The following is a 20,476-nucleotide window of genomic DNA, read 5'->3' as shown; positions in this document are numbered from 1 at the left end:
TATAGGCGGTGGACGGCTCCCGAAGCACCTACTACTCGGCGCGGAGTGTAGCCCCGGTCGCGCGCGTGACCTGATCGATGGGAATGCCCAGGCTTGCCGTGCCGCCGTACTGCGCCAGCGCCAGGTTGGCCTCGTTGCAATCGGGTGCGCCGCCGCTGTTGGATCCGCTGGTGATTCCGAGCGCGAGCGTTCCGGTCACGATGGCACCGCCGCTGTCGCCGGCGAGAGTGCATGCGGTGCTGGCGAATCCGCGCACGGTGCGGGAGGTGCCGTCCTCCATGTAGAGCTGCGTCTCGACGCGATCGGCCGCAACCACTCCACAGGTGAACGACGACGACTGCCCGGACTTGCAGACGGGCGCTCCGATGACCGGTGCCGCGGTTCCGGTGACGGTGACGGTGCTGCCGTTCGCGCCACGGACGGTGGGGCGGTCGAGTCCGGACGCGATGCCGGTGTCGTTCAGGGCGATCACCGACCAGTCGAGGCCGTCCGCCGCGCCCAGGCTCGACCGGTCGAACGACCCGATCTGCGTGCTGCGCGAAATGTCGGCCGGATCGGGAAGGTAGACCGGTGCGCCGCCGGATCCGGTGGCCTTGTTGGGATTGCAATGGCCTGCAGTGAGATTGACGGCGGCACCGGAGGAGTCGACGGCGTTGAAGCCGAACGAGCAGATGCTGATGTCGGTTGCCGGAGCGTCGACGATGGGCCCGGAGGTGGTGACGTAGGTGTCGCCGCCCATCGGAGTCGGGTCGACCGGCTTGTTTCCGCCGGGGGACAGGATGACCTTGATGTTCGCCAGCAGGGTCGGCAGATTCAGTGCGCTACCGATCGGACTGTTCACCAGGTCGATGACGATCTGATTGTCGATGAAGTCGATGGCGGTTCCGTTGATCTGCTCGGAGATCTCGCGGGGGAGGCCGACGATCCAACTGTTGAGGTCTGCGAGCGATTTCTCGAGTCCGTCTGCCGACACGGGCGACTGCGCGGTGGCGTATCCGTCCTTGGCGACGGCCTGTGCCGCAGCAGGCGAGGTGACGGCGACGACGGCATTGCCGTCGGGTCCGATCCAGGCACCGGCAAAATCTGCGGGGCGGCTGGCCCGGAAGTCCGATGCGTATGCAGAGAGTTCCTGCGCGCGGGCGGCACGATCGAGATACTCCTGCGGGGAGATCTTCAGATCTCGCTGCACGGCTTCGACGAGCTCGCGGGGAAGCTGATCGGCGGGTGACTGGACGACGGGTTCGGCTGCCGCTGTCCCGGAGAACGAAGCAAGAAGAACAAAAGCCGTCGAACACAGCACTGCGGCACGCAGCGCCCCGGTGTTACGCATGAAATCCCTTCATCGGGTGCTTGTCGTCAGCGACCCACCCTAGGGCATCGGGCGCAGAATCAGTGTTCGCCCAGCTCAGGGAGCGGATTCCGTGGTGGTGGTTGTCGTCGCACTCGTGGTGGTGGCAGTCGTCGTGGTCGTGACCACCGGAGTGGTCGTCATCGGGATCGTGGTGGGCACGGGGATCGTGGTGGGAACGACGGGCACAGGTGCGGGGAGCGGTGCGGGTGCCGGGGCAGGCACGGGAGTCGGTTCGGGCGCGATGTCCGGCTCGTTCGGCGTCTGTTCGACGACTTCAGGTACGAAAACGGGCTCGACGGGGGTGGCGGTGGTGGTCGAGGGTGCGCGCGTCGAGGTGACGATCGTCGAGCCGGCATCGGTGACGGTCGGAGGTGTCGCGGCGGGAGCGTCACCGAACACTCCGCTCAGTGCCGCGATCGCGAGGACGATGACCACGCCTGCCGCTGCGCCAGCGACGATGGTGGCGATCGTCCTCGAACGCTCGCTGCGCTCCTTCTTCACCCCTACCGATCCAGCGGCAACGGCCGGAGCTACGGGAGCGTAACCGGTGGTCGACGCGTTCTCGTCGACCGGAACGATCGGCTCGGATCGAAATTCGGAATGGCCGAACACCGGAGCGACCGCAGGAATTGCCTCGGAGAACGCGAGGGACCGCTCGGGTGCGACGACCGGGATGGCGTCGGTGTCGAGGGACTCCGTGCCGTCGTTTCGGGTGACGACCGGCGCGGCACCGGTGATCAGAGAATTGCCGTCGACGTCGTCGACCTCGGCGAGCAACAGTGCGCCGCGGGTCGCAGCGAGCGGCTCGACCACCACTCGGCCCGACGAGCGTTCGCCGATGTCCGTCGCAACCGACGGGAGTGCGGCGCTGCCGCCGGTGAGTATCACGGTGCCGGTCTCCGGCACGTCGAGCAGGCCCAGCAACGGTGCGACGAGGTTCGCGAACTCGGCTCGTGTCACCGTCGTGGACTGCGAGACACCGGGAAGTTCGACCGAGATCGTGGCGTCGTCGGACGTGCTCAAGGTCTGCTTGGCCGCCTCGCAGGAGGCGACGACGCCTGCAAGGGCCGCCAGGACTGCCGTGTCGGACAGGTCGATGTGCTCGCGATCGGTCACCACGTGATCGAAGAGGGCGTCGGTAATGGCGTCTCCGCCGACGTCGGTGCTGCGCACCGTCCCACCTCCGGGATAAGTGGAGATGTCGGTGCCGGTGGCTCCGATGTCGACCACCGTGACCGCCGTTCCCGGACTCGGCTGCGCGAACGCGCTGGCGGCTTTGGCGTCGGGCACCAGGGCAACATCGGTGAGGCCGGTGTGATCGAGGGCGTCACGCAGCAGGGCGACGGCGGCCCGGGTCCACCGCGTCGGGTACGTCATGGTCGTGACGGGCATGTCGCTGGACACGCCGGCCGTCGCGGACACCATCGTGACGAGGCAGTTGGCGGCGTTGGCCATCAAGTCCTCGGCGCGGTAGGCGTCGGCGTCGGGCTCGAGATCCTCCTGCTGACCGACGAGGTCCACGAACCGGGTGAACGGGACCGTGTCGGCGGGTTCACCGAGGTGGGCGCGGCCGTCCTCGTCGAATCGCAGGGTCGTCGGCAGGACGACCACCGTCGGTTCGTCCTCTACCGATGCGCGGTAGGCCGCGACGGACCTGGTGTTGCCCACGGTGATTCCGAGATGTCCGGCACCGCTCATGGAGTTGCCCCTGTCGATCGTTCGTTCGACGCTCGGTCGGAGGTTGTGCCGCCTCGGGCCGCCGGAATCTGCTCGGATGCGGGCTGCTCGTCGTCCGGGCCGGTTTCGGGAGTCTCGACGGGCTCGTCGGTGGGCTCCTCGACCGGCAGTTCCGGCTCGACCGGTTCGACGACGATCGGAGGCTCCTCGCGGTCGTCGCCCCCGGGTGCGTCGATCGCTGGGCGCGTCTCGATGTCGGTCTCGGTCGGTTCGCTCCGCGGGCGTTCGGAGGTTTCGGTCGGGGTCGTCTCTTGCGTGGTGGTGGTCGCCGGAGGCGGAACGACGGGAACCATCTCGGCGGCCGGCTCCACGACGACGGTGGGGAAGTCGATCGGGCCACCCGACCCGGAGCCGATCGACGACGTGGGCGGCATCACCCGGGCGTTGTCGATGGCGGGGACTGTGGTGTCGGTGGACGTACCGAGTTGCAGCGCGACGAGCGCGGCACCGACCGTCAACGCGGCGGCGAACGCTGCCGCAGCGAAAAGTGGGCGACGGTCCGATCTCGTCGGGCCGACCACCGCGAACCGCTCGGTGACGGCGTCGACGGGGAATTGCGCAGCCAGAATCGCAGCACCGCGTGCGGCGGCGACGGCGGTGTCCTTCTTCTCCAGGGTCTGCAGGACCGATGCGTTCCATGCGGCGAGCGCCTCTGCTTCGGCGACCAGCGACACGTGTGCGAGCCCGTGCGCGTTCATCGCCGAACGCAACGCGAACACCTGCTCGGCCGTCCACCCGGCGGGATAGGTCGCAGCCGCGGCCAGATCACCGGGCCGCAGACCGATGGACGACGCCACCTCGGTGAGCAGGCACAGCAGGGCCATCGACGTCAGTTGCTCGGCAGGGAAGACGGTGCCCTTGCTTCCGGTTACACCCACGCCGTCGGCGAGGGAGTCGAGAAAATGTGTGTAGGCCTCGGAATCGTCGTCGGTCGCATCTCCGAGCGAGACGGTGCCGTCGGGATGAGTGTTGAGCACGGTCGAGTGCAGCGACGCCAGATGCAACGACGGTCCGGGCGCAATCGGATGGGACACGGCGGCGACGGCGCGCTCGTTGTCCAGGTAGAGGCCGACATCCGGCGCGCCGACACTCGCACTGCCGGGCTGCTCGGTCATGGGGCTGCTACCTGTTCTCGATCGGGGAATGGTGCTCGGTCGTTATGTCGCTCCCGGTCCTCGCACAGTTACAGGGTCGACGCTTGCGCTGGTCGAGGCCCCGTACCCCATGGCGCGCAGCATCGAGATCAGCTCCGACCGGGACTCCGCGCCGAGCCTGCGCCGGATGCGGGCGACATGATGCTCGACGGTTTTCGGGGAAATGTAGAGCCGGCTGCCGACCTCGCGATAGGTGACTCCGAGTACGAGCAGTTCGGCGACCTCGGCCTCGCGTTCGCTCAGCGAGCCCGCCGGCTGCGGCGTCGTGCCCGCACTGTCTCGCCGGTGCGAACCGGGTTGGTGCGAGCTGGGCTGGCGCAACGACCTGGCGATGTGCAGCAGCGAGGTTGCCGTCGAAGTATCGGTGACGGTGAGAGCGGCCTCGCTCGCCAATCGGGCTCCGTCCCAAGGCAGTCCGAAGGCGGTGAGGGTGCGCGCGGAATTCTCCACATCGGTCGCGTCGGGCCTGCCCTGCAACACCCCGAGCCATGCCCGACCGGCAGCGGCGAGTGCGGCGCTGTACGGGTGGGTCGGAGCGGCGGCGGCCAGAGCCTTGGCCTGCGGCACCAACGCGTCGGGAGTCTGGGCCACGATGGCCGCCTGAACCTGGTACCAGTGCAGCGCCGACGCCCAGACGGGTGGATCGCCGAGCGCCGCGAGCAGATCGGTGGCCTGCGCCACCAGATGCTCGACGCGGTCCACCTGGCCGAGTCGAGTTGCGGCCAAGAGCAATTCGCCCAAAGGTAGCAGCGCGAACAGGTCGGTGGAGTACTCGGCGATCACGTTCTGCGCCTGGGTCCATGCCGTGATCAGCGATCCTGCGTCACCGGACCTACGAGCCAGGCCCACCCGGATCGCGTGCAGGAACAATTGATTGCGCACGTGCGACACCGGAATCCGCAGTGCCTCGATCGTGGCACCTGCATCGGCGGTATCTCCCCGCAGCATCGACGCCCAGGCCCCGACGAGGCTCAGCCTGGTGTGCGCCTCGGATCCCGGACGGTGTTCGGGAAGTGCTCGCGCCACGATGGAATCGACACGGGGCAGGTCGCCGCAGTGCACCGCGTGCAAGGCCGAGACGGCAGCGGCAGTATCCGGGGTGCACGAGCGGTCGGAAGCATTGCCCGTCAACGTCATTGCCCGCATCAGTGAATTCGCAGCGGCACTCGACGCCGCTGCGCTCCGCGAATCGATCGACCCGATCACTCCGGTGACGAGCAGACTGCCCGACGCGGTACTCGACGTCGGCGCGAGTGCGGACACGGCAGTCATCGAACGGTCGGCGGCGCTGCGATCGCCGGCCGCCGCGGCGGAGAGGGCGGCCCACACGACGTCGGGTCCGAGTCGATCCTCGCCGAGCCACGTGAACAACTGCGCACTGCGCGAGGCCATTCCGCGTTGCGCTGCAACCGACGCCGACACTCGCACCGCAGTCCGCAGATCCGTCGCATCGCACCCGGCAGCGCCGTCGAGAACCACATCTGCGAATCTCGCAGCCTCGTCCAGATCCCCGGTGGCCGCCGCGACCTCGGACCTTCTCGCCGCCAGCGCCACCGAATCGAACCCTGCCTCGACCGCCGCGTCGTACAGCGCACCGGCGGCATCGACAGGAGCCGAGTCTGCTTGCTGAACAAGGTAATCGGCGAGCCCGGCATGAAGGACGCCCCGCTCTGCCAACGCACGTGCCGCGGTGGCGTCGAGCAGGCGGGTTCGGGTGGCGACGTCGGCAATCGAGGAAAGCAGGACGCGGCAGCGCCCGTCTCCGATCATCCCTGTCAATGGGGCCTCGGCGGACGGGATCAATGTGCCGGTGATGTCGAGCAAGCCGGAGCTGCAAGCCATGTCGACGACGGACTCGACCTCGCCGGCGCGCGCCACGATCTGTGCGGCCGACGCGGGGTCGGGTGTGACGCCGAATCGAGCTGCGAGCAGCAGGGCCCGCGTGTCGTCGGTGGTTTCGATCAGCATCCGGCGGTGCTGTTCGGCAACGGATTCGGCGACGGCGCGCAGCGGAGCCGGATCGGAACGGTCGCCGCCGAGCGCAACGAGGGCCGCGTCGACAGCGGCGAGAACTCCGCCGGTCGCCTTGGCGACGGCACCGGCGAGCGACGCCGAGATCGGCCGAACGGTCGCTGCTGCCCGCGCCGCGATGGCCACCTTGTCCAGCGGGACCAGCGTCAACCGGTTGGATCCGGCGGAGGCGATCAGCTTCTCGATGCGTGAATCGAAACTCCGCGGCGCCGTGGCGACGATCAGAGTGATGTCCGATCGTGTTGCAGCCGCGGCGATCTCATCGAGACGCTGCTCCGAAAGCAGGTGCGCGTCATCGACGAGAACAGTCGAGCCGGACGGCGCGTCGGCGATAGTGCCCGTGTACACGTCCACCGACGACGCAACAGAATCGAGAACCGCGGATCGACCGGAGCCGTTCACCCCGACGACGACATGAAATCCGTTGGCGACGAGGGCATCACGGACAAAGCGATCGGCGCGCTCGACGCCGACGAGTCCGGAACGGGTACTGGTCACGGTCGACTTATCGGCCGGTCAGGCCGCCGACGACTCCGCCGAGTCCGTCACCCACACCGCCGACCACACCGCCGAGGCCCTGTCCGACGTCCTGCCCGACGTCGCCGAGAGTGGGGCCCTGGTAGGTGGGCACCTGCACGTTGGGTATCTGCGGAGCCTGAGGTGCAGGCACTGCCGGGGGTTGGTAGTTGGGAACCGTCGGGGCCGCGACGGGCGGGATGGTCGGGACGGTTGCCGCGCCGTTGCCCGCGGGTGCCGGGGCCGGTGCCGGGGCCGGTGCCGGAGCTCCCGCGACCGGAGCGCCGGTCGCGGGGTCGATCTGCGTCACCGTGCCGTCGGCGTTGACCACCGAGGTCGGTGCGCTCTCGGATCCGGTTGCGGCGGCACCGTTCTCGCCGGTGGCGGCCGTCGTCGTGGCGGCATCCGCCACCGCCGCGGTGGTTCCCGGTGTCGCGGTGTCGGAAATCGAGGTCTGCGAAGTTGATTCGGCCGGTGTGGTGTTGTCGGAGGTCAACGCCGTGCCCACCGAGAGGCCTCCGCCGGCGAGAAGCGCGAGGACGAGAACGGATCCGGCCACGACCCCCGCCTTCTTGCGACCCGACATCCCTGCGTCGGATTCGACGGCGGTGGGCGTCGGTGCGGGCCGGGGAGTGGGGCGAGGCATCGGCGCGGCTGCCGCAGCGGACGCCAGGGCCATGGTGGGCACCGCAGCCAGGGCTGCGGCGTTGTCGGAGGCGGTCGCGTCGGCGATGTCGCTGCCGAGAATTGCGGCACCGACTGCGACGGTCAGTTCGGGCCGCGGTCCGGCCACCACGGGTGCCCGCAGTTCGGACGACATGAGCTCGGCGACCAGCGGGATGGCCGAACTGCCACCGACGAGGACCACCTGGTCGATGTCGGTGACGTCGAGGCCCGCGGCCGTGACGGCGTCGCGTACCACCCCGATCGATCCCAGCAGTGATGCGCGCACCAGTTCTTCGAGCTCGGAGCGCACCAGGCGAACCTCGGTGTGCAGGCCCGGCAGGTCGACCGTCAGGGACGTCGACGTGTCGTAGGACAGCTGTTCCTTCGCTTCACCGCAGCGGGCCCGCAGTTCCACCAGCGCGCCGACGGTATCGGGATCGAAGGGATCGAACTCGAAGGACCGGCTTCCCGAGACGGTGTCGAGGACGTACTGCATGATCGCGTGATCGAACTGCGCTCCGCCGAACTCCTGCGAGTGAACTCCGGTGCCGACGGTGCCTGCCTCGGAGCCGGTGCGCATCAGCGTGACGTCGAGTGCGGTCGCACCGAGGTCGTAGACCACGGCCAGGCCGTCGGACTGGGGCCCGCGCGTGACTTCGAGCCACCGCATCGTGGCGACGGACTCCGGCACCAGCGTGACGTCGGCGAGCCCCGCGCGGTCCAGCGCGTCACCGAGAACCTCGGCGGTGTACGCGGTCCAGCGAGTGGGATGTGTGACGACGACGGTAGGAGCGGCATCGGTCCCGGCGGAGACCTCGGCGACGAGTGCGCGAGCAGCGGTGGCGTACAGGTCCTCGGCGCGGTGACTGCGGCCGTCGTCGTCGATCAGTTCCACCGGATCGCCGACCCGGTCGGCGAACCCGCTGATCAAATTCCGCGTCGAACGGTCCCACAGCTCTGCCAGACGCGGGGCCTCACCCGGACGGAGGTCGAGTGCAGAACGTCTGGCCACCGAGGTGACGGGATCGGAGTCCAGGGCAGCCACCGCCGTCACCGAACCGATTCGTATGCCGAGCCCTGCACTCATTGGTGTCGCCGCCTTCGTCTCGCCCTGCCGTCAGTACCAGTGCCGTCACTCGGATTGTCGCGACGGGCTACCTGTTCGTTACGTCTCACAGCAGGTTAGAGCGCACAACGAGTGAAATCCCCTAAAGCGCCCAGATCCCCTAACCGAAGTCCCCTGGCAACCCCCGGGGGAGTGGGGGGATCGGCCCCGTTGGGTGGGGGCTCTCCGGTGCATAGCTTTGTGATCAACCACGAAGTATCACTCGTCAAGGAGACCCACGATGGCTACCAACGCCGTACTCGATTTCATCCTCAGCTTGCTGCGCGACGACCAGGCTGCAGCTGCCTACTGCGCCAACCCCGAGATGACGCTGGCCGCCGCGGGACTCGGCGACGTCACCCACGCCGACATCGTCGCGGTGGCACCCCTGGTCGCGGAGTCGGGACTGTTCGCCGGTGCGGGCAGCCAGCTCTCGGCCATCTTGGGCGCAGGCGGATCCGTTGGCCTCGACGGCGCACTCGCCGGAGGCGCGAGCCTCGGCGGCGGATTGTCGGCCGGGCTCGGACTGGCAGCAGGCGCAGTGGCAGGCGGCGGACTCGCAGCAGGCGGCAGCCTGACCGGCGGCGTAGACGTTGCGGGCGAGATCGCAGCTTCCCTGCAGGCAGCACTGGCCGCAGCATTGGCAGTCGGAGGCCAGATCGGTCTGGAGCTCGGCACCGCATTCGGCGGCGCATTCGAGGCGTTGCTCGGTGCAGGTGCAGGGATCGAGGGCGGCCTCGGGCTCGGTGGCGGCCTGGATCTGGACCTCGACGGTCTGCTCGGCGGAACCGTCGGACTCGGCGCTGCGCTGACCGGACTGATCGGAGCAGGTGCAGGCATCGGCGGCGAGATCAGTGGAGACATCGCCGCACAGCTGCAGGCAGCACTCGACGCCGCTATCGGCGCGACCGGTGCCGTCGATCTCGGCGCACTGGCCGACATCCAGGGCGGCCTGGCCGGCGCTCTCGGTGCGGTCTTCGGAGTCGGCGGAACCGTCGGAGCAGATCTCGGCGCGGCCCTCGGAGGAGTCTTCGACGCCGTCCTCGACGCCGGAGCCGGACTGGACATCGCGGGTGACCTCGGTGCCGCTCTGACCGCGGGAATCGGCGGCGCACTCGGCGGACTCGGAACCATCGGAGCCGATCTGACCACCGACATCGGAGCCGCACTGGATGGAGCGCTCGGTGCCGGAGGCGCAATGGTCGGCGACCTTGCCGGTGGAGTCGGCGCGAGCCTCGGCGGTCTCTTCGCCGCAGACGGTGCCATCGCAGGATCCATCGGATCCGCACTCGGAGCCGTCCTCGACGCCGGGGTGCTCGCTGACCTCGATGTCGACGCCCTGCTGGCCTCGGGCGGCAACGTCGGCGCAGTGGTCGGTGGCGCACTGGGAACCGCGCTCGACCTCGACACCAGCGCAGTCGGCAGCCTCACCGCCGCTCTCGACGCTGCACTCGACGGCACGATCGGAGCGGGCGCGGGCATCGGCGGCGGACTTGTCGGCGGACTCGAAGGGGGAGTTGCCGGCGGCCTCGAAGGCATCCTCGGAACGGCATTCGGCGTCGGTGGAACAGCAGGAGCCCAGCTCGGTACCGCCCTCGAATCGGTACTCGACACCAGCGCAGCACTCGACCTCGGAGCCGCACTCGGAGCCGGAGCCGACGTCAGCGCAGGACTCGTCGGAGCGATCGACACTGCGGTTGCCGCCGGAGCAGACCTCTCGGGCACCGTCGAAGCAGCACTCGCCGGAGTCGGCGGACTGGGCGCAGATCTGTCGGGCGGCCTGGCCGGACTCGGCGGACTGGGCGCGGGCCTCACCGGAGGACTCGCAGGACTCGGAAACGTCGGTGCTGATCTGACCGGTGGCCTGGCGGCCGTCGGAAACGTCGGTGCAGATGTAACCGGTGGCCTGGCGGCCGTCGGGAATGTGGGTGCAGATGTTGCCGGTGGCCTGGCGGCTGTCGGGAATGTGGGTGCAGATGTGACCGGTGGCCTGGCGGCCGTCGGAAACGTGGGTGCAGATGTGGCCGGCGGGCTCGCCGGTGTGGGTGATGCAGGTGCAGGCCTGACCGGTGGTCTGGCCGGACTCGGCAGCCTCGGCGGCGGTATCGCAGGCGGTGTGGCAGGTGGAGTCGCAGGCGGCGTGGATGCTGCAGCTTCGGCCGGTGCCGGACTCGAAGGAGCCGTGTCCGGAGGCATCAGCACCGGAATCGACGCAGCAGCGTCCGCAGGTGCAGGCCTCGAAGGTGCCGCGGGAGCTGCAGGCTCGGTTGCCGGTGGCCTCGAAGGAGCTGCAGGCGGAGTGGTCGACGCCGGAACCTCGGTGGGTGGCGAGATCGCGTCGAACGTCGGCGCGGGACTCGACACCGGTGCCTCGATCGGAGGCGACTTCGCGTCCACTGTGGGTGCGGGTTTGGATGCTGGTGCGGACGCTGCGGCTTCCGCGGGCGGCGGGTTTGATTCCGCTGCCGACATCGGTGGCCAGGCCGCGGGCAGCCTCACCGGTGGCCTGCAGTCGGGTGCCGAGGGACTGGCAGACGCAGGCGGCAGCCTTTCCTCCGCGGCGTCGGGATCGTTCGATCACTCCAGCTCGTTCGATTCCACGGCTACCGCGACCGGCACCGGCTGGTCGAGCGTCGACTCGGACGTCTTCGGTCAGGGCGAGACCGATTCGAGCCTGTTCAGCGACTCGAGCCTGCACGGTTCGGTGGATTCGGCAGCCGACTCCCTGGGAAATGTGACCGTCGACCACGACATCGACCCGACTGCGCCCTGATCCTTCGCCTGCGGGCGGGCAATGACACGACTCGGCCTCGAGTGTTCACCGGCACTCGGGGCCGAGTCGTCGCTAGAGTTCGTTCCTGGGCGTCAGTGGAGCCCTGGTACTGCGGAAGTCGACGAGAATGGTTGTGAACACAAGCGTATGGACGGGCAATCTACGGAGCTGGCCGAGCTGCTGAGCCGTACCGCGGCGGTGGCGACATCGGCGGGAAGATCCGACCTGGTGGATCGAGTCGAGGCGGCGCGCTCGCGAGTGTTGGATCCACGTCGACGCATCATCGTGGTCGGACCGCTCAAGCAGGGCAAGAGTCAGTTCGTGAATTCGCTGCTCAACCTGACGGTGTGCTCGGTCGGCGACGACGAGACCACCGCCATCCCGACCGTGGTGTCCAATGCCGAAAGCCTGTCCGCGCAGCTCGTACTCGCTGATCCCGGCAACGAACCGATTCGAGTCGATGTTCCGCCCGAGGAGATCACGACGGTCACCCCGGCCAGTCCGATGGCACAGGGCCGTGAGGTGTTGCGTCTGGACATCGGGGTGGCGAGCCCGTTGCTCGCCGACGGCTTGGTACTGGTCGATACACCCGGAGTCGGCGGGCACTCGAATCCGCACGCTGCAGGCACATTGGGTCTCATTCCGTCGGCCGACGCGGTACTCGTCGTGTCCGATGCGTCGCGCGAATTCACCGAGCCGGAACTGTCCTTTCTCCGCCAGGTGCAGGGACTGTGCCCGGCCGTGGCGGTGCTGATCACCAAGATCGATCTCTACCCGCACTGGCGGCAGATCGTCGAGGCCAATCGTGGACACCTGGATCGCGCAGGCATCGACGTGCAGATGGTGCCGGTGTCGTCTCTGTTGCGTTCGCACGCACTGCGTTTGAACGACGAAGAACTCAACGCCGAGTCCGGTTTCCAGCAGCTCTACGCATTTCTGCGCGACGACGTGGTGGCCCGGGCGGATGTGTTGGCACGCTCCTCGGTCTCGCTCGATGTCCGATCGGTCACCGAACATCTGACGCTCTCGTTCGGCAGTGAGCTTGCGGCACTGAAGGATCCGGAGCGGGCAGCCGCGGCCGTCGCCGGGCTGCAGCGCGCCAAATCCGCCGCCGAAGAGCTGCACAAGCGTTCGTCGCAGTGGCAGCAGACGCTCGGTGACGGAATCGCCGATCTCGCCTCCGACATCGATCACGATCTCCGCGACCGGTTGCGGCGCGTCACCCGGGAAGCGGAAGAGACCGTCGACGAGGGGGATCCGGGCAAGGACTGGCCGCAGCTCGGCGAATGGCTCGAGGAGCAGATCGCCGCGTCGGTGGGCGACAATTTCGTGTGGGCTCACGAACGGGCGCTGTGGCTTTCGGAGTTGGTGGCCGAACACTTCGCCTCGTCCGGGGCGGCGGCGCTGCCCGATCTCGATCTCGGCGATCTGGACAACGTCCTCGATCCCGTCTCGTCCCTGGCCGATCTGGAATCCGGCCGTGTCGGAATCACGCAGAAGGTTCTGGTGGGAATGCGCGGATCCTACGGCGGTGTGCTGATGTTCGGCCTGATCACCACGTTCGTCGGGTTGAGTCTGCTCAATCCGATTTCGATCGGTGCGGGCGTACTCCTGGGCACCAAGGCGTACAAGGAGGACAAGGAGAACCGCGTCAAGGCGCGGCGTTCCGAGGCCAAAATGGCGATCAGGCGTTTCACCGACGACGTCAGCTTCCAGGTGGGCAAGGAGTCCAAAGACCGGCTGAGGCAGATTCAGCGAGTGCTGCGTGATCACTTCACCTCTATCGCCGAGCAGACGCTGCGTTCGCTGAACGAGTCGCTGCGCTCGGCGCAGGAAGCCGCCGCTGCCGACAACACCGACCGTGCAGCCCGCATCGCCGCGCTGGAGAAGGACATGCGCGTGGTGGCCGAACTGAATTCTCGGGCAGTGTCTCTCGTCAAGGACGTCGCGGTATGAGCGTGGCGGCTCTGGCCCGGGCACGCGACCTCATCTCGGCGGCACGATCGACGTACTCCGGTGATGCCGAAGCGTCCTGGATGCTCGACGAATGCCTCTACCGTCTGGACGAGCCGCTGCGGGTGGCACTCGCGGGATCACTCAAGGCGGGTAAGTCCACACTGCTCAATTCTCTTGTCGGGCAGGATATTGCCCCGACAGACGCAACGGAGTGCACGAAGGTCGTCACGTGGTACCGCAACGGCGTCACTCCAGCCGTCACGGCCTGGTACGACGGGGACCGGGCTGCGAACGTGCCGGTGCAACGGCGCGACGGGCGATTGACCTTCGACCTCGGGTCGTTGACGGCCGCGCAGGTCGACCGCCTCGACGTCGAATGGCCTGCAAGCGCTTTGGCGCAGACGACGATCATCGACACCCCCGGTACCTCGTCTCTCTCGCGAGATGTGTCGGCGCGCACGTTGGCGATGCTGACGCCCGAGAACTCGTCATCGGGTGCAGACGCCGTCGTATATCTGCTGCGCACCCTCAATGCCACGGACGTGTCGTTTCTCGGGCAGATCGGTGCGCACGTGGGCGGCGATTCGGGACCGCTCGGTGTGATCGGTGTCGTCTCGCGGGCCGACGAGGTGGGTTCGGGGCGGATGGACGCGATGATGTCGGCCAAGGAAGTCGCTGCGCGATTCGCATCCGAACTCGAGGCCACCGGCCTGTGCCAGGCGGTGGTTCCGGTCGCGGGTTTGCTGGCGCTCGGCGCGGAAACGTTGCGGCAGAACGAGTTCGCAGCTTTCGAGATGTTGGCGACGGTCCCGACCGAGGATCTGCAGTTGGCGATGCTCTCGGCCGATCGATTCGTACGTGCGGAGAGCACGCTGCCGGTCGACGCATCGCTGCGCGCCAGCATCGTCGACCGTTTCGGGCTGTTCGGTATTCGGATGGCAGTGACGTTGATTCGGCTCGGGGTGCGCGATTCGCCCACTCTGGCTGCCGATCTGGTCGAGCGCAGCGGGCTGACCGAACTTCGGTCGGTGATCGACGTGCAATTCGGTCAACGCGCCGATCAGTTGAAGTTGCACTCTGCTCTCGTTGCCCTGCAACGGATTCTGGAGTTCCGGCCGGAATCGCATGCGCTGCGCACCGAAGCCGGGCGGATGCTCGCCGACGTGCACGGTTTTGCCGAGCTGCGTCTGCTCGGCCGATTGCGCTCCACCACACCGAAACTGCCCGACGGTGCCCTACTCGACCTGCAGCGCATCATCGGCGGGTTCGGCATCGCCGCTACCGAGCGCCTGAATCTGCCGCCCGATGCCGGACGTACCCAGCAGCGCGACACAGCGCTGGCGGCCGTGCACAAGTGGCGAGCATTGTCCGAGCACCCACTGCTGGACCGGTTCACCTCGACCTCGTGCGCCCTGGCTGCGCGCAGTGCCGAAGGGATCGTGGCGGTGTCGGACTGACGGCCTCAGCTCGAATCGGCCGATGTCAGCCACTCGATCGCCTTGCGCAGCGGCATCGGGCGGGCGATGTGATACCCCTGCGCCATGTTCACGCCCAGTGTTCTGACGTAGTCCCACATCTGTTGGTTCTCGACGCCTTCGATGACTGTTTCTGCGTCGAGTGCTCTCGCCAGCTGCACGGCGGCGTCGAGAATGTCTTTTCCGCGGGGATGATCCAACGCCCGCTGCAGTAGAGATCGGTCGATCTTGATGACGTCCGGTTCGAGTCGGTCGAGTAGTTCGAGGTTCGAGTATCCGGTGCCGAAGTCGTCGATGCTGATCTTCGCGCCGAAGCGTTTCAGGATGCCGAGGGTGTCCCGCGCTCGTCCGTGCTCATCGAGCAATGCCGATTCGGTGACCTCGATGACGAGCTTGTCGAAGCCGCCGGGTGGTGCCCACGTGATCAGACGGTCGATGACCTCGCGTTCGTCCAATTCGATTCCGGAGAAGTTCGCCGCCACTCGCGGTCGGCCTGCGCCGAGCTCGCGCTCGAACACGAGCATATCTGCATCGAGCAGCGTGAGAACGATCTTGCCCAAGGCCCTGAGATGGCCCGTCTGTGTGGCATGGTCGATGAACTCCTGAGCGGGTACGACCACCTCTCCCCTTCTCCATCGGACAAGGGCTTCGAGCATCGTCGCTCCGCCCGTCGTGACGTCGACGATCGGCTGGTAGTGCAGCTCGAAGTCGTTGTTGCGGAATGCTTCTCCCAACTCGTGCCGGATCGATGCCCGTTCGTCCGCGATCTCGTTCATGCTCGCGGCGAAGTACATGTGACGGTCGCGGCCACTCTTCTTGGCCTCGTACATCGCCGTGTCGGCGTTGTGCAGCAGTTCGTCCGCGGTTGTGCCGTCACCTGGACTCAGAGCGATGCCGATCGATGCCGAGACGTACACCGTCGAATCCGCGAGCGTGATCGGATTCCGTACGTCCTGAAGAATTCTGTTCGAGAGGATCTCGAGACTGTCGAGATCCTCGCTTCGGGTGACGAGAACGGCGAATTCGTCGCCGCCGAGGCGACCGACGATGTCGTGTCGTCGTGCTGCGTGTTGCAATCTTGCCGCGACAGTGGTCAGCACGATATCGCCTGCGCGATGCCCGAAACGGTCGTTGATCTCCTTGAATCCGTCCAAGTCGATCCACAGCGCAGCAACTCTCGTGGGTTCCGAGTCCAGGAGGTCGACGAGACGCGATCTGAAGAACTGTCTGGTCAGGAGGCCGGTGTGTCTGTCGAACTGTTCCCGAGCGGCCAGATCGGCACTGATTGCGCGTATCCGCGAGGTGTCGTGAACGACCGCAACCGAATGCGGTCCGGTGGACGAGTCCGACTTCATCGGTACGGTGTGGAATTCGATACTGATCGGATGCGAGGACCCGTGCGCGTCGACGACCACCCAGTTGTCGAACGGGCCCTCGTCAGGCACGGTGGATGCGGGGGTGTGTTTCTGGGGCACGCTCCCGGCTCTCCGATCGATGAGCATAGACAGGCTCGTTCCTACCAGCTCGTGTGGCTCGAATCGGGTGATAGCCGTGAAACCACTGCTGATGGAGAGGATTCGGTTCTCGCGATCGAGAACGACGATTCCCGCGGTGACCGTACCGAAGAGTGCGTCCAGTACGGCGGTCCGCTCGGCTGCCTGGTCTTCGAACACTCGTCGATCGGTGACATCGACGGCGCTACCGATAACGAGCCTGTCGGCTGGATCGACGGTGCGAATCGTGTGGGCCGCTTCTTCGATCCACCGTATCGATCCGTCCGGACGTACAATTCGATACTCGCAGCTCCAATCTTGTTCGGCTGCAGCAGAAACGGTGGCCACTCGGTCACGATCGGCTGGGTGCACGGTCGACAACAGGAGTGTCGGTTCCGCCAGCACTCGGTCACGGTCGAGGCCGTAGATTTCCTCGACTCGCGAGTTGATGAACGTCAGAGTGCCAGTGGCGTCGCGTTGCCACACGATTTCGCGGATGGAGTCCGCGACGAGATGAAAGTTGTTCAGCGCGGCATCACGGGCCCGCCTCGTCGCGCTGATCTCGCCGACATCGGTCACCACGACTATGACGCCCCGCACGTCGCCGTTGGCACCCACATACGGTTGGGTCTGCAACAGGTAGTCGGCATTGGCGCTGTTGATCTCGCGTATTCGCGATTGGCGATGGTCGAGTGTCGCGCGAAGGTCGTCCTCGAGGCCGGAGATCTCGACCGTGGTGGGTATGGCTACGAGCGCTCGTCCGTGGTCCGCGTCGATCAGCGAGAACAATCGCACGGCCAGAGGGGTGAAGCGGGTGACGCGCAGTTCGCGGTCCACGATGATCAGTCCGCTTGTCAGCGACGACTGGATGTTGGTGAGATCGGTATTGGCCTGCAGCGCTTCGTTGGTTCGCGCTTGCAGTTCCTGATTGAGGGTTGTCAGCTCCTCGTTCGTCGCCTCGAGCTCCTCGTTGGCTGCCTGGGCTTCCTCGGTAGTGGCCTGTAATTCCTCGGAAGAGGCTTGAAGTTCCTCGTTCATGGCCTGGAGCTCTTCGTTCGAGGAGCCGAGGTCGGTGACTATGGCCTCCAACGCGCGTTGTGTGGAGTCGAGCTGGGCGCTCACGTCGAGAACGGGCACGGACTCGTCGGACGAATCCGCTGCCACTCGCGTGCGTCGAGCCTCCTCGGCACGGAACGACAGTACCGTCCTGGTGCTGAACTCGGTCGGCACCAGAGCGGCGGTGATCCGTACCCTGTTCTGGTTGGTCGTTACCAATTCTGCTGTGTTGGAGTCGGTTTGACGCAATTGGCTGAGTAGGGTCCGCACCCCCAGTCGGTAGGGGTCTCGCAGGATCTCGGTCACCGCGCCGGTCTGTCTGCCCTCGCCGACAGTGCACCACGCAGATACGTCGCCTATCACCTCGATCAGGACATCGCGGTCGTCGAGTATCAGCATCGGAGCCGACGTGATCTGAAGGATGCGCCGGTAGGGGAGTTCGGCATCGGCACGTGCAGGGCCGCCTGCGCCGTTCGGGTAGTTGCCGCCCTGAACTGGAGGAGCCTGCAGACGCCGAGTCACGGCGAGGGAGGGCAATCGACTCGAGTCGCCCCTCCGATAAATTCGGTGTGTGTAGTCGACCGCGGTGAACACGGCATCGACGTTGGAGATTCGCTCCGACAGGCCGAGGACGACGAGCCCATCGGGCACCAGTGCGTAGTGGCACAGGTCCATCACCCGTGCCTGTAGACGCGGCTCGAAGTAGATGAGTGTGTTGCGTAGCGAGATGAGGTGCACACGAGGAAACGGCGGGTCGTACGCGACGTTGTGGCGAGCAATGACCATGCACTCGCGCAGTTCCGGGACTACTGCCCATCCTGCGGTCGAGCGATAGAGCCATCGGTCGCGGAGCCGCTGTGGAACGGTATCGATTGCCGCGGCTCGGTACTGGCCGCGTCGAGCGACGGTCAGTGCCGCCTCGTCGAGGTCGGTGGCGAACACCTTCAATCGGCTGCTCAGTCCGCTGCGGTCCTCGTCTCCACAGAGAGCATCGGCGGCCAACATAGCGATCGTGTAGGCCTCTTCTCCGGTCGCGCACCCAGGTACCCACAGGCGGAGGGGTTCACCGGCAGGCAGAGAGCGAGCAAGGGTCTTCAACCGCGTTCCCACGCTCTCCCACACCGCACCGTCACGGAAGAACGACGTGACGCTGACGAGGATGGCTCGGGCAAGCGCGCCCGCTTCGACAGTGTCGATCGACAGCTCCGCGGCGTAGTCGGTGATCGAGATGCCTTTGCCACGCCGACGACGCTCGATCTGTCGGCTCAACGTAGAACGCTTGTAACCCGAGTAGTCGATACCCGTGGTCAGGCGTAGGCACTCGATGATCGTGTCCAGATCTGCAGCGGCCAGCTCGGGGGTGTCGTCCGGGGCCGCCGGCGGTGGCTGGTACCCCTCGGACAGGTCCGGTACGTCTTCTGTCGACTCGGTCTGCTCATCCATCGGGCGGGCCGATCGACCGAACAGCAGATCGTGCAGTTCGGCGCCGATGGACTCCGCCGCTGCGGTCAGGTTCACCGACCCGGTGTCGAGAGTGGAATGGGGCATCTGCTCGAACGCCGCAGTCGACGGATCCTGGACCGCAATCACACCGCCGCCGTGTCGGATTGCGGTCGCCCCTGCGGCACCGTCGCTGCCAGTGCCGGACAGGATCACGCCCACGGCGTCGGGACCGAATTCCGTCGCCAACGACACCAGCAATCGATCGATACTCGGCCAGGGTCGCCTCTGCGGACTCGCGTCGGGCAATCGAAGCGTTCCGCGGGTGACCACGATGTCGGAACCGGGCGGTACGACATAGACGGCACCGCGTTCGACCGCTGTGCCGTCGACGGCGGTCGCAACCGTCATCGACGTGCTGTGCGAGAGCAGTTCGACCAGCGCGCTGTCCTGATCCGGAGCCCGATGCTGAGCCAGTACGAAACACCAGGGAGCATCGCTCGGTGCCCCGGCGAGGAGCTTTGCCACCGCCTCCAGGCCCCCGGCCGAACTGCCGACACCGACCACCCTCAACCTGGGATGGTTCGCGGTCTCATCACCCATCAGCAGGCCCCCTCGACGTCAGCGACTACTCAACCATAGGACGCCGTCGATGTCTGTCCTTCGCGAGCACCACGTCAGCGTCTCGGTGCCAGCGCGGCGATCGTGGTCGCGGCTGCAGTGGCGGCAACGACGAACGGCCCCCACTGCAGGACACCGCCGAACAATGCGGGGGCGTCGGATACGAAAGTCCAGAACGTGACCGCCGCGCCGATGGTGAGAATCCCGACCGCACCCATCAGGACCTTGGACGACATCGCCGCGTTGCGCAGTAGATTCAGTGCGACGAATCCCAGCAGCACGAGCACCGCCGCTGCGGCCCCGCTGGACAGCAGCGTGGCCGAGGCAGTGTTGCGGATATCGGCGGCACTGGCCGTCGAATCCTGTTGTAACACCGCAGTTTCGACGCCAGAGAGCACCGACTCCCAGTTCAGGGCGACGATGCCGGCCAACGCGAGTACCAGCGCTGCTGTCAGAGCCCATAGAGCACTCGCGACCTTCGGTAGAACCGAGGACGTGGGCTCCTGCCGTGGCCGCAGCGGTTCGACGGCAACATCCGGCCGCGGCGGTTGCGGGCGCGGAGGGCGCGGCTTTCGCGTCGTCGGGTCGTTCTCGTCTTCGGCCACGGTGCCGAAGTCTATCGGGGGAGCTGCACAGACACCGGCAAGGCCGCTGCGAAGCAGACCGAGAGGTCATACGCTTGGTTGCTGTGACCGACCATGCCGTACCGAACCTGCCATCTCGCGACTTCGACGACACGCTCGCTTTCTACGGGAGTTTCGGGTTCGAGGTGACCTACCGAGATGATGGTTGGTTGATTATCGGCCGTGGAGTACTTCGGTTGGAGTTCTTCCGGTTTCCTGATCTCGAGCCGGAAGACAGCTCGTTCATGTGCAGCATCCGTGTAGACGATGTCGATGAGCTGTATCGCACGATCAAGGCTGCGGGTGTCGTGGAGAGGGCCGCCGGTAGTCCCCGACTGCATCCTGTGCGGCCTCGGCATTGGGGGCAGCGCGTCGGGTTTCTCGTGGATCCAGACGGGACACAGCTGAACTTGATCGAGAACCTCGACGTGCCGTCCACGCGCACGACCGACTCCCCTTAGCTGCCGGGGGTTTCGAGG

The 20,476-nt window shown here is 66.7% G+C and carries 11 protein-coding genes; 4 read left to right on the top strand and 7 right to left on the bottom strand.

Annotated features, from left to right (window positions below; translation table 11 throughout):
• Positions 1–31: 31 nt before the first annotated feature.
• From R4P57_RS17125 to R4P57_RS17105, 5 genes are all read right to left on the bottom strand, one after another.
• Positions 32–1,330, bottom strand: coding sequence for a S1 family peptidase (locus R4P57_RS17125; protein WP_317804008.1), 1,299 nt, complete (start codon positions 1,328–1,330; stop codon positions 32–34).
• A gap of 75 nt (positions 1,331–1,405) precedes the next feature.
• Positions 1,406–3,049, bottom strand: coding sequence for an Hsp70 family protein (locus tag R4P57_RS17120; RefSeq protein ID WP_317804007.1), 1,644 nt, complete (start codon positions 3,047–3,049; stop codon positions 1,406–1,408).
• Complete coding sequence (locus R4P57_RS17115; protein WP_317804006.1) at positions 3,046–4,203, bottom strand: hypothetical protein; 1,158 nt, start codon at positions 4,201–4,203, stop codon at positions 3,046–3,048. The genes R4P57_RS17120 and R4P57_RS17115 overlap by 4 nt, the downstream gene beginning before the upstream one ends.
• A 42-nt stretch (positions 4,204–4,245) precedes the next feature.
• On the bottom strand, positions 4,246–6,771 hold the full coding sequence (locus R4P57_RS17110) for a helix-turn-helix transcriptional regulator (protein ID WP_317804005.1): 2,526 nt from the start codon (positions 6,769–6,771) through the stop codon (positions 4,246–4,248).
• A 7-nt stretch (positions 6,772–6,778) separates the two neighbouring features.
• On the bottom strand, positions 6,779–8,542 hold the full coding sequence (locus R4P57_RS17105) for an Hsp70 family protein (protein ID WP_317804004.1): 1,764 nt from the start codon (positions 8,540–8,542) through the stop codon (positions 6,779–6,781).
• 259 nt (positions 8,543–8,801) lie between these two features.
• On the opposite strand from R4P57_RS17105, the gene R4P57_RS17100 reads away from it, so the two are divergent.
• The 3 genes from R4P57_RS17100 (at position 8,802) to R4P57_RS17090 (ending at position 14,746) form a co-directional block, all read left to right on the top strand.
• A complete protein-coding gene (locus tag R4P57_RS17100) occupies positions 8,802–11,333 on the top strand; it encodes an IniB N-terminal domain-containing protein (protein ID WP_317804003.1) in 2,532 nt (843 codons plus the stop codon).
• 147 nt (positions 11,334–11,480) lie between these two features.
• Positions 11,481–13,289, top strand: coding sequence for a dynamin family protein (locus R4P57_RS17095; RefSeq protein ID WP_317804002.1), 1,809 nt, complete (start codon positions 11,481–11,483; stop codon positions 13,287–13,289).
• Entirely contained in the window at positions 13,286–14,746 is a 1,461-nt protein-coding gene (locus tag R4P57_RS17090; RefSeq protein ID WP_317804001.1) for a dynamin family protein, read from the top strand. Before R4P57_RS17095 ends, R4P57_RS17090 begins: the two co-directional genes overlap by 4 nt.
• 5 nt (positions 14,747–14,751) lie before the next feature.
• Here R4P57_RS17090 and R4P57_RS17085 read toward each other — a convergent pair whose 3' ends face one another.
• Complete coding sequence (locus R4P57_RS17085) at positions 14,752–19,356, bottom strand: EAL domain-containing protein (RefSeq protein ID WP_317804000.1); 4,605 nt, start codon at positions 19,354–19,356, stop codon at positions 14,752–14,754.
• Positions 19,357–19,430: 74 nt separating this feature from the next.
• Positions 19,431–19,979: a hypothetical protein gene (locus R4P57_RS17080; protein ID WP_317803999.1), complete on the bottom strand. Its 549-nt coding sequence runs from the start codon at positions 19,977–19,979 to the stop codon at positions 19,431–19,433.
• Positions 19,980–20,062: 83 nt separating this feature from the next.
• On the opposite strand from R4P57_RS17080, the gene R4P57_RS17075 reads away from it, so the two are divergent.
• Positions 20,063–20,458 (top strand): bleomycin resistance protein, encoded by a 396-nt coding sequence (locus R4P57_RS17075; protein WP_317803998.1) that lies wholly within the window; start codon positions 20,063–20,065, stop codon positions 20,456–20,458.
• Positions 20,459–20,476 lie beyond the last annotated feature (18 nt).

Source organism: Rhodococcus sp. IEGM 1330 (assembly GCF_033142445.1).
Taxonomy (GTDB): domain Bacteria; phylum Actinomycetota; class Actinomycetes; order Mycobacteriales; family Mycobacteriaceae; genus Rhodococcoides.
This window is presented reverse-complemented; position numbering and strand designations above follow the sequence as displayed.